This is a genomic window from Alienimonas chondri, assembly GCF_013036045.1.
Classification (GTDB): Bacteria; Planctomycetota; Planctomycetia; order Planctomycetales; family Planctomycetaceae; genus Alienimonas; species Alienimonas chondri.
This window is the reverse complement of record NZ_WTPX01000157.1, coordinates 1-10,679: the sequence shown is the minus strand read 5'-3', so window position 1 is coordinate 10,679 and position 10,679 is coordinate 1. Positions and strand designations below refer to the sequence as shown.

8 protein-coding genes are annotated in these 10,679 nt (G+C 67.8%); 2 read left to right on the top strand and 6 right to left on the bottom strand.

Annotated features, from left to right (window positions below):
• Positions 1-122 precede the first annotated feature (122 nt).
• Both LzC2_RS17835 and LzC2_RS17830 read left to right on the top strand, forming a co-directional pair.
• Entirely contained in the window at positions 123-1,070 is a 948-nt protein-coding gene (locus LzC2_RS17835; RefSeq protein WP_171189386.1) for a sugar phosphate isomerase family, read from the top strand.
• Positions 1,071-1,162: 92 nt separating this feature from the next.
• Positions 1,163-1,900 carry a hypothetical protein gene (locus LzC2_RS17830; protein WP_171189385.1) on the top strand — a complete coding sequence of 246 codons (738 nt, stop codon included), beginning with the start codon at positions 1,163-1,165 and terminating at the stop codon, positions 1,898-1,900.
• A 35-nt stretch (positions 1,901-1,935) separates the two neighbouring features.
• Here the strand turns inward: LzC2_RS17830 and LzC2_RS17825 are convergent, their stop codons facing one another.
• From LzC2_RS17825 to LzC2_RS17800, 6 genes are all read right to left on the bottom strand, one after another.
• Positions 1,936-2,358, bottom strand: coding sequence for a bifunctional nuclease family protein (locus LzC2_RS17825; protein WP_171189384.1), 423 nt, complete (start codon positions 2,356-2,358; stop codon positions 1,936-1,938).
• Positions 2,359-2,484: 126 nt separating this feature from the next.
• Complete coding sequence (locus LzC2_RS17820; protein ID WP_171189383.1) at positions 2,485-5,586, bottom strand: valine--tRNA ligase; 3,102 nt, start codon at positions 5,584-5,586, stop codon at positions 2,485-2,487.
• Positions 5,587-5,615: 29 nt separating this feature from the next.
• Entirely contained in the window at positions 5,616-6,242 is a 627-nt protein-coding gene (locus LzC2_RS17815; protein ID WP_171189382.1) for a Uma2 family endonuclease, read from the bottom strand.
• Between the two features lie 122 nt (positions 6,243-6,364).
• Positions 6,365-7,987 (bottom strand): citramalate synthase, encoded by a 1,623-nt coding sequence (gene cimA, locus LzC2_RS17810; RefSeq protein WP_171189381.1) that lies wholly within the window; start codon positions 7,985-7,987, stop codon positions 6,365-6,367.
• Between the two features lie 127 nt (positions 7,988-8,114).
• Entirely contained in the window at positions 8,115-9,227 is a 1,113-nt protein-coding gene (locus LzC2_RS17805; protein ID WP_171189380.1) for an AAA family ATPase, read from the bottom strand.
• Positions 9,228-9,236: 9 nt separating this feature from the next.
• A partial coding sequence (locus tag LzC2_RS17800) for an MFS transporter (RefSeq protein ID WP_171189379.1) occupies positions 9,237-10,679 on the bottom strand: 1,443 nt, incomplete at its 5' end.

Sequence of the window (10,679 nt, the reverse complement as noted above, 5' to 3'; positions counted from 1 at the left end):
GGACTGGGGCGGCGGGGAGAGATCGACGTCGGACATAGCGGCGGGGCCGGGGACGGCGGCGGAGTCTACGAACCCCCGCTAACGTGGGCGAGTCGCCCGCTCCCGTCTCCGTCGTCTCCACAATGAATCTGATCGACACGCTGCCCGGATCGCTGCTCGAGAGCTTCTTCCCCGCCGGCTGGGATCTCCGCACGATCGACGCCTGCGTCGGCGAACCGGGCACGGCCCGCGATCGACAATCGCATTGGCATGCGGACTTCGAACCGGTGCAGTGCGCGACCGTCGAGGACTTCGACGTCCGCATGGGCCATGAGATCGCCCTGACGATCCGCCGCGCCGGCGAGGCCGGCAAACCGCTGGCGATGATCCTGCCGGTCGGCCCGATGGGCATGTACCGCTGGGCGGTGTTCTTCCTGACGGAGTGGGGCGTCGATTGTGGCCACGTCCACGGCTTCAACATGGACGAGTGGAGCGACGCCGAGGGCGGCACCCTCCCGCCGGACGACTCCGGCGCCTTCACCAACGCGATGACGAACGCCTTCTACGGCCCGTTGGGCGAGGCGGCGCCGCCGGAGAGCCAGCGGAACTTCGCCACCGCCGACAACCTGCCGACGTATGCGGAGAAGATCGCGGCGATCAAAGCCGACGGGGGCGAGCTTGTATGCGTGTTCGGCGTGGGCCGGGTCTGTCACATCGCCTTCTGGGAACCGCACTTCGCCGCGGAGTACGACTCCGAGGCCGACTGGAGAGCCGCCACGCACCGGCTCGGGGCGAAGCTGCACCCGCTCACCGTGGAACAGAACGCGATTACCTCCTTCAAGTCGCGCACCACGCTGGTGCCCGCGTACGCCAACACGATTGGCCCGGGGCTGTTCCTCCAGAGCGACTGCATCATCGGCGGCTGCGACGGCGTGCTCGGCCGCGGGATGCAATGGCAGGGGTTGAGCTTCTGGACGACGCTCAAGCATCAACCGACGCCGTGGATTCCTTCGACGTACATGCCCACGTTGCCGGGCCGGTTGTTCTATCTGGATGAACTCGAAGGTCCGCTGGAGGCCGACTGCAACTGACCGCTCCAATGGCGACGCCGGTTTTGATCCGGCCGACTGCATGCCGCGTTCCTGACGGAAGACCGACTCGAACGCCCTGCCGGAGAGACGAGATGGCCGACGCACCCCGCTGCGAATCCTGTGACGCCGTGCTCAGACTGCTGCCGGCCGATCGCCGGCGCGGGTTCGCCGCCTGTTCGGAATGCGGCGAATGCACCGATCTGCCCGAAGCGCCGGCGGAGCAAGGCGCCGAGGCGCCGCCCGCTCCGCCGACCCGTCCGGAGCGGTGGACCGTCGAGCACGGCGACGGCGTCGTCGCCGTGCGGTGGGCCTGGCGATCGGCGAAGTCCGTCGCGCTGGCTCTGTTCACGCTGCTCTGGTTCGGGTTTCTGGCTCTGTTCGCCCTCATCCTCTGGGTGTGCGGAGTGCCGAGCGGGCCGGAGGTTCAAGGACCGGGCGAACTCGCGAGCGAGGCGATGTTCGTCGTGCTCCCCCTCGTCATCCTCGCCGTCGGCGCTGTGATGGGCTACGTCGCCCTCGCCGGCCTGCGCAATCAAACCATCCTGACCGCCGGCCACGGGCAGTTCCGCACCCGCCACGAACCGATATGGTGGTGGGGCGGGCAAACGATCGCGATGACCGACTTCGATCGTCTCCGGTCGACGGCGACCGACGCCGGCTTCGCGGTTTCGGGTCCGGATCTGGTCGAAACCGTCTACGCCGTCGAGGCGCTGGGCGACGGGCGGCGGGAGACGCTGGTGCGAGGCATCCGCGGCGAGAACGCGGCCCGTTTCCTGGCGAAAACGCTCGGGGAGGCGTTGGAGCTGCCCGACGAAGAGCCGATGGACTGACCGCGTGGGGGGCGTGAGCAAAGCCTCACGCCACGTCACGTCACTTCATCCAAGACGGCGTCGCTGACGAAGATCGGCCGCGGCGGGTGGTGGTGCACCGCGAGGGCGATGGCGTCGGACGGGCGACTGTCCAACTCCGCGCCGGGGCCGTCCTCGTCCAGCCGACGCAGGCGGACCTTGGCGAAATAGGTGTGATCCTGCAGGTGCGAGATCACCACGTCCTTCACCTCGGCGCCTAATTCTTCAATCGCCGATTTTAACAGGTCGTGCGTCAGCGGCCGCGGGGCGGCGTCGCCGTTGATCGCCCGATGGATGCTGCCGGCTTCGAACTCCCCGACCAGGATCGGGAACGTACGTTCGCCGTCCGACCCGTCGTCGGCGATCTCCGTCAGGCACAGCACCTGTTGTTCGTTGATGTCGGACAGAATGATCCGGCTCAGGCGCATCGGCACCAGCACGGGCGAACTCCGGGGGAGGGACGGGGGAACGATTATAGGCGAGCACGGGGCGTCAGCCCCATGAGCGGGCGAAGACGAACCGGCGATCCGCGTCCTCGGAGGGCGAACGCCCCCCGCTCGCCTTGCTCACCTCAACTCCGCCAGCACGCTCTCCGCCGCGGCGAGTTGAGCCTTCAACGTCGCCAGCGTCTCCCGCACGCCTTCGACCACCTCCGCGGGGGCGCGGGCGACGAAGTTCTCGTTCGAGAGTTTCTTCTCGTGGCCGGTGATATGTCCGCGGAGCTTCTCCGCCTCGGCCTGCTGACGTTCGCGCTCCGCGTCGAGATCGATCACGTCGCCCAGCGGAATGAACCCCTCGGCCGGTCCGCCGTCGGCTCCGCCGCTGCTCAGCGAGAATGCGGCGCTTGCCGGCGGACGGGTCACTTCCGCGCCGGCCTTCGCCAGCACGACCCGGGCGAGTTGATCGAACTGCTCCGCGACCGCTCCGAGGTCGCCCGCGAAGTCCTCCGCGCTGCGGAGGTGCAGCGCCAGCGGCGCCGCCGGCGGGAGGTTGTAGACCCCGCGGACGTTTCGCACCGCGACGACGACCTCTTTCAAGGCGTCGAACCGGGCTTCGAGCGATTCGTCCACGTCCTCGGCGTTCGCTTCCGGCCAAGAGGCGAGGGCGCACAGGTCGGCCGCCGCGACCGGTTCGGGCAGGCCGCGTTCCGGCGCGATCGCCTTCAGCGTGGCCCAGACCTCCTCCGTCACGAACGGCGCCCACGGGTGCAGCAGGCGGAGGATCGAATCCAGCACATGCACCAGCACCCGCTGCGCGGCGGCCCGTTCGTCGGTCTGCTCCGCTCCTTCTTCAAGTCGCAGACGCGGCTTGACCATCTCGACGTACCAGTCGCAGAACTCGTCCCAGACGAAGCCCCGCAGCGCCCGGGTCGCCGCGTCGAGCTGATAGCGACCCAGCAGCGTCGTGATCTCCTCCGTCACCCGGGCGAGGCGCGAGAGAATCCAACGGTCTTCCAACTGAAGCGCCGCCGCGTCGACCGGGCCGGGCGTGTAGCCCTCCAGATTGAAGATCGCGAAGCGGGAGGCGTTATAGATCTTGTTGCAGAAGTTCCGCCCGTATTCAAAGCGGTCCGCGACCACCCGGGCCACCGGCACGCCGGGGTCCGGCTCATAGCTGGGGGTGACATACTGCAGGTCCTTCTTCGCCTTGGGGAAGTGGACCGTGGGTTTGAGAAGAGTCCCGTCGTCGGCCTGCTCCGGCTTCGCTTCGGTGTGGGCCTGCGTTTGTTGGACGATCTCGCCGGTCTCGGGATGTTCATAACTGACGGGCAGCCGCACATCCTGCGTCTCGCCGGCGAAGCTGGCGATGGTGAACCGCACCGCGTCGGCGCCGTACTTCTCGACCAGTTCCAGCGGATCGACGCCGTTGCCCTTCGACTTGGACATCGTTCGCCCGAAGCCGTCCAGAATCTTCGGATGAATATAAACGTGCTGGAAGGGCACGTCCCCGCGAAGGTATTTCCCGAACAGCACCATGCGGGCGACCCACAGGGTGATGATGTCGCGGCTCGTGACCAGCACGCCGGTGGGATAGAAATATTGCAGATCCGGCGTGTCCTCCGGCCAGCCGAGCGTCTCCAGCGGCCACAGGGCGCTGCTGAACCAGGTGTCGAGCACGTCCGGGTCGCGCTCGAAGCCGGCGGTTTCGTAGCCGCGTTCGGTCTCTTCCGCGTCGTCGGCGATGCAGATCAACACCGTCACCGTGCCGGCGTCTTCGTCGCGGACGGTTTGCACCGCGACCACGCCGTCTTCGTCGGGGTTCTCCGTCCAGCCCTTCGCAAACTTCTCGTCGTACTCCGTAGCGTCCCACGTCTTCGACCAAATCGGAATCCGGTGCCCCCACCACAATTGGCGGGAGATGCACCAGTCTCGTTTCTCGCCGAGCCAGTCGGTGAACGTCTTTTTATAGCGGCTCGGATAGAACCGCACGGAGCCGTCCTCGACGGCGTCGATCGCGGACTGGGCGAGGTCGACGTCGTCCGAGCCGTCCTCTGACGGACCCATGCGAACGAACCATTGATCGCTCAGCAGCGGTTCGACCGGCGTCTTGGAGCGGTCGGAGTGCTTGAGCTGGATCACCCGATCTTCGACGCCGTCGTAGAAGCCGAGGGCGTCCATCGCCTCCACGATCTTGCCGCGGGCTTCGAGCCGGTCCAGCCCTTCGTATTCGCCGGCCTCCGCGTTCATCGTGCCGTCCGGGTTGAGGACGTTCAACATCTCCAGCCCGTTCCGCAGACCACAGGCATAGTCGTTGGGGTCGTGGGCCGGCGTGACCTTCACGGCCCCGGTGCCTTTCTCCGGATCGGCGAGCAGGGCGTCGGCGATGATCGGCACGAGCCGCCCGGTCAGCGGCACGCGAACCCGTTCGCCCACCAGCGCCGTGTAGCGTTCGTCGGACGGATGCACGCAGACGGCCACGTCGCCGAGCATCGTCTCCGGCCGGGTCGTGCTGAATTGGATGGACTTCTTCGTGTCCTCGCCGGCCTCGTTCACGACCGGGTAGTGGAACGTCCAGAAATTCCCCTGCGTCTCTTCCTCGAACACCTCGTCGTCCGCGACGGCGGTTTGGAGGTGAGTGTCCCAGTTGACGAGTCGCTTGCCGCGATAGATCAGCCCGTCGCTGAACAGTTTGAAGAACGCGGCTCGCACCGCCCGGCTGCACATGTCGTCCAGCGTGAAGCGGGTCCGGCGGAAATCCGCGCTGGCCCCGAGCGATTTGAGCTGACCGAGGATGCGACCTTCATAGGTTTCTTTCCACGCCCAGATGCGATTGACGAGCGCCTCGCGGCCCACGTCATGCCGGGTGAGACCTTCCTCCTCGAGCATCCGCCGTTCGACGACCGCCTGCGTGGCGATGCCGGCGTGGTCCGTGCCCGGCTGCCACAGGGCTTCGAACCCCTGCATCCGCCGCCAACGTGTGACGAGATCCTGCACCGTCCCGTTGAGCGCATGCCCCATGTGCAACGCCCCGGTGACGTTCGGCAAGGGGATCATCACCGCGTGCGGCGGCTTCGGCTCGCTCCCTTGAGGAGCCGCCTGAGCCTCGCCGGTAATCGGGCTGACGCCCAGCGACTCCGGCGGATCGGCGTTCGCCACGCCGGCCTCGTCCCAGACCGGCGCCCACTTCGCGGAGGCGGCGGCGGGATCGTACTGCTTGGGGAGGTCCATAAACGGTTCTAGAAGATCAGCAGCGAGAGTCAGCCGAGCAGGTCGGCGAGCGGCAGGGAAACGTCGCCGCCGGGCAGCGGCAGCGTGGCCGTGTCGGCAGCGGTGAGCGTGACGAGGGTGCGATAGGAGCCGGCGGCCGGATCGGGATCGGTCCGCACTTCGAGCGTCCGGGCGGCGACGTTCAGGATCCAGTACGGCGAGAGACCGGCCTGCGCGTAAGTTTGCAGCTTCGTCGTGCGATCATGTTCGAGGGAACTCTGGGCGACTTCGATCGTCAGTAAGACGTCTGCGGCGGCGGGGTTGCGGTCGCGGTAGTCGGCAGTCGCTCCCTTCGCGATCAATCCATCCGGTTGCGGGGCGTCGTCAGGCGGTAGCGACGTTCCCATTTGTGCCCGGTAACAGCACCCCGTCGCGGCGGCGAGCGGCGAGAGAAGTTCGTCGAGGCGGCGGGTGAAATAGCTGTGCTGCGGACCCACGGTATTAATCTCCCCGGCCTCGTCGCGGCGGTCGCACAGGATGAGCATTCCGTCGAGCAGTTCGACGTTCCAATCGGGCGGGAAAGCGCCGGTCACGCACTGACGCTCAAACTCCGCGGTGGTCAGCGAGGGCGGCGGCGGAGCGACGCCCGCAGCGATCTCATGCAGCAGTGAAGACATGGAGGCAGAAAGGGCGGGAGGTAGATCCGGCGTCTGAGACCGCGAAGGGCAAAACGATCTCGCCGCCAGCGACTGTGGCAAAGACGGGGGACGACGTCACTTCGCCCACATATGCCGGCGGTTCAAGATTCTACTGCCGCGCCGCCCCCGTCGCTGCGGGCCAACGCATATTCAATGCTGTCGCACAGGGCGAGCCAACTGGCCTCCACGACGTTTTCGCTCACGCCCACGGTCGACCAGTCCGCCGGCTCGCCGGGACCAGAGGCATGGGACTCGATCATCACCCGCACCTTCGCCGCGGTGCCCTCGGTGGGGTTGATGACCCGCACCTTGTAGTCCGTCAGGGTGACGTCGGCGAGCGACGGATAGACCGGCAGCAGCGCCTTCCGCAACGCGCCGTCGAGGGCGTTGATCGGCCCGTCGCCCTCGGCGACTTCGTGCCGGACCTGCTCGCCGTCGGGCGTGGGGATCCGCAGCTTGATGCTGGCCTCCGTCACCGGCTCCTCGCCGGCGACGCGGGTCTCCTGACCGCTCTCGATGTTCACCCGATAATGGTCGCGCCAGAAGTGCGATTGGAACGTCCCGGCACACTTCTTCACCAGCAGTTCGAAGCTCGCCTCGGCGGCTTCGAACTGGTAGCCGGCGTGTTCCAGTTCGACGACCTTCGCCAACACCGCCCGCATGAGGGCGTCGTCGGCGTCGATCTTCAGTTTGGTCGCGGCGGCGACGATGTTGGAGCGGCCGGACAGCTCCGAGACGAGAATCCGCCGTTCGTTGCCGACCTTCGCCGGGTCGATGTGCTCGTAGCTGCTGGCGAGCCGATTGACGGCGTGCACATGCATGCCGCCCTTGTGGGCGAAGGCGCTGGAGCCCACAAACGGCTGCCCGCGACGCAGCGCGAGGTTCGCCGTCTCGTAGACGAACCGGCTGAGTTCCGTGAGGTGCTGCACGCCGTCCGATCGCAGCACGTCGCAGTCCAGCTTCAGCGCCAGATTCGACGCGGCGGCGATCAGGTCCGCGTTGCCGCAGCGTTCGCCGATGCCGTTGATCGTGCCTTGGACCTGCACGGCGCCGGCCTTCACCGCGGCGAGCGTATTCGCCGTGGCGAGGTCGGAATCGTTATGGCAGTGAATGCCCACGTCGCAGGAGACGGTTTTGCGAGCGATCGCCACGACCTCGGCGACGAAGTCCGGCAGGCTGCCGCCGTTGGTGTCGCACAGCACCGCGATTTCCGCGCCGGCGTCCGCGGCGGCTCGCAACGTCTCCAAGGCGAAGTCCGGATTGGCCCGGTAGCCGTCGAAGAAGTGCTCCGCGTCGTAGATCACCCGTTTCCCCTCGGCCTTCAGGAAGGCGACGGAGTCCGCGATCATCGCCAGGTTTTCCGCCCGGTCGATCCGCATGATCTCATGCACGTGGAGATCCCAGGTCTTGCCGACCACCGTGACGGCCGGGGTGCCGGCGTCGACCATCGCCTTCAGCGTCACGTCGTCCTCCGCCGCGGTGTTCTTGCGGCGGGTCAAACCGAAGGCGCACACGGTCGCGTGCTTCAGATCCAAATCGCGGACGCGCTGGAAATACTCGGCGTCCTTCGGGTTGGAAAGGGGGAATCCGCCCTCGATGAAATCGAACCCGAGTTCGTCCAACCGCTTCGTAATCAGCAGCTTGTCCTGCACGCTGAAGGTGACGCCCTCGCCCTGCGAGCCGTCGCGGAGGGTCGTGTCGTAAAGTTGAACGCGGCGCGGCATATCGAAGCAGTGTGTACGAATCGCCCGACAGACACGCGGGACGGAGGGGAGGATACGCGAAAAGGCTCACGCGGTCGTGCCGCGAAGTCCCGTTCGCCGTCCTCCTGAAAAGGAGGCGAATGATCGCTCAAGGGAGAATCTCCCGCAGCCACCGCGGGCCGGCGTCCGGCTGGCGGGGGACCGCGGCGATCAGTTTGGCGACGAGATCGTCGGCGGTCAGGCCGGCGGCGTCCGCGTGGAAGTTGGGCAGGATGCGGTGCCGCAGCGCCGCCGGAGCGACGGCCGCCACGTCGTCGCCGCCGGCGTGCACTTCGCCCCGCAACGCCGCGCGGGCCTTCGCGCACAGGATCAACGCCTGGGCCGCCCGCGGACCGGCGCCCCAACGGACGTATTCAGAGACGAACTCCAACGCCCCCGGATTCACGCCGCTCACGTCCGCCCCCGGCCGGCTCGCGCGGGCCAGGCGGGTCGCGTAACGCAACGTCTGCTCGCCCACGGCGATCTTGCGGACCGCAGCACGGGCGGCGAGCAACTGATCCCGGCCGATCACCGGTTCGAGCGGACTCGGCGGTCCGCTGGTCGTGCGGCGGACGACTTCCACTTCGTCCTCCTCGGTCGGGTAGTCGATCGCGATTTGCAGCAGGAAGCGGTCGAGCTGCGCTTCGGGCAGGGGGTAGGTGCCTTCGCTCTCGATCGGGTTCTGCGTGGCGAGGACGAAGAACGGGTCCGGCAGCGGGTGTCGGCGCCCGGCGGCGGTCACCTGCCGTTCCTGCATCGCTTCGAGCAGCGCCGCCTGCGTTTTCGGCGGGGTGCGGTTGATCTCATCCGCGAGCAACACGTTCGTGAAGATCGGGCCGGGTTCGAACCGGAACGCCGGGCCGTCGGCTCCGGCTGAAGCGGGCACCTCGCCGCCGCTGACGTCCGCGGGCATCAGGTCCGGGGTGAACTGCACGCGGTTGAAATCGAGGTCCAAGGCCTCCGCCAGCGTGCGAACCAGCAGCGTTTTCGCCAGCCCCGGCACGCCGACCAGCAGAGCGTGCCCGCCGGCCAGCAGGGCGACGCAGACCTGCTCGACCGCTTCGGACTGGCCCACGATCACCCGGCCGACCTGCTCCGTGAGCGTGCGATACGACGCGGCGAGCCGATCCAGCTCCGCGAGGTCGGCGTCGGTCGCGACCTCGGACGACGCCCTCGGGGGAGGCGCGGCGGGATCGGTCGGGGCGGGGGCTTCGGAAGACACGCCGAAACCCTACCGACCGGCGGCGACCGGTTCCCGCGCCGCGTCTCCCGCGAGCGGGCCAATCGCTTCAAATCGACCGCAGGGGGCCGGTTGCAGGCCATGGGCGTGCGTCCGTGCGGGCGAAGCCGGGGCGAACTCCGCGTCGCCGCGGCGCTCCGCTTCCGCGAGCACGTCGACGTCCTCCCCGCGGCCCGCGGCGAAGTGGTAGTAGACGCCGATTCCGCAGACCAGCAGCGCCGCCCCGAGGAACATCGGCACGAACTCCGTCCCCCCGGATAAGCCGTTCGCTGCGCCGAAGTCCACGATGCCGCCCAACACCGGCGCACAGACCAGCATGCCGAGATCGAAGAACCCCAAGATCAACGTCGACGCCGTCCCGCGATAGCGCAGCGGGTAGGTCTCCGTGCCGAGGCTCACGACCGCGGGGAACAGCAGGGCGTGGCCGAAGCCGATCAGGATCGCCGGCGGCACGAGGTGCCAGCCTTCCGTCACAAAGGGCAGGGAGACGAATCCGACCGTCTGCCCGGCGAGGCCGAAATCGATCATCCGGTGACGGCCGACCTTCTCGCTCCACCGCCGCGTCAGCACCCGAAAGGTAAACGCGCTGAGCGCATAACCCATGAAGAAGGGAAAGATCCCGGGCAGCCCGCGGGCCGTGGCGAACCGCGTGAGGAACACCGTCGAGACCGCGAATCCCAGTCCCATCGCCCCGCCGACCCACGTCACGGGCCCCGGCCAGTGCCGGCGCAGCAGCGTGATGGCGCCGGTTCGCTCCGTCGGCGGCTCATGTCGGTAAGTGCGGGTGAGGTAGAGCGTGAACAGCAGGTAGGTCAGCCCGCAGGCGGCGCTCGCTCCGAACAACGCGACGTAGCGGCTGGCCCCCACGGAATGGTGGAAGATCACGTCCCCGAGGACCGTGCCCGTCATCATGCCGAGGAACCCGCTGCTGCCGAACGTGGCGATCGCCTCGGTCCGCCGACTGGCCGGCACGATGTTTTGAATGTGCACCAGCGAACACCCGAACTGCCCCGCCAGCCCGACGGTGAACAGCAATCGGCCCGCGAAGATCGGTAGCCGTTCGCTCAGCCACGTGCGCGTCGGCCCGGCGCCGGTCGGCAGCGCCTCCGCCAGCGGACCCGCGGCGGCGAGAATCAGGGCGCCGCACACGCCCAACCCGCTGCACGCCGCCCACACCTTGCGCACGCCGAGCCGGTCGATCGCTTCGCCGATTTTGAACCGCGCCAGCACGGCCCCGAGCGTCGCGACCGAGACCGTCAGCCCCGCCAGTCCCTCGGTTCCGTCGAGGAAGTTGACGAGTTCCGCGAACCGGAAGGTCAGTGCGTTCGAGGAAACCACGAGCATATTCGCCGCAAACGCCACCCAGAAGGCGGCGTGGTAGACCTCGGAGCGAGATCTCAGCGGTGAAGCGGGTTCGTCGGCAGACATACGGCG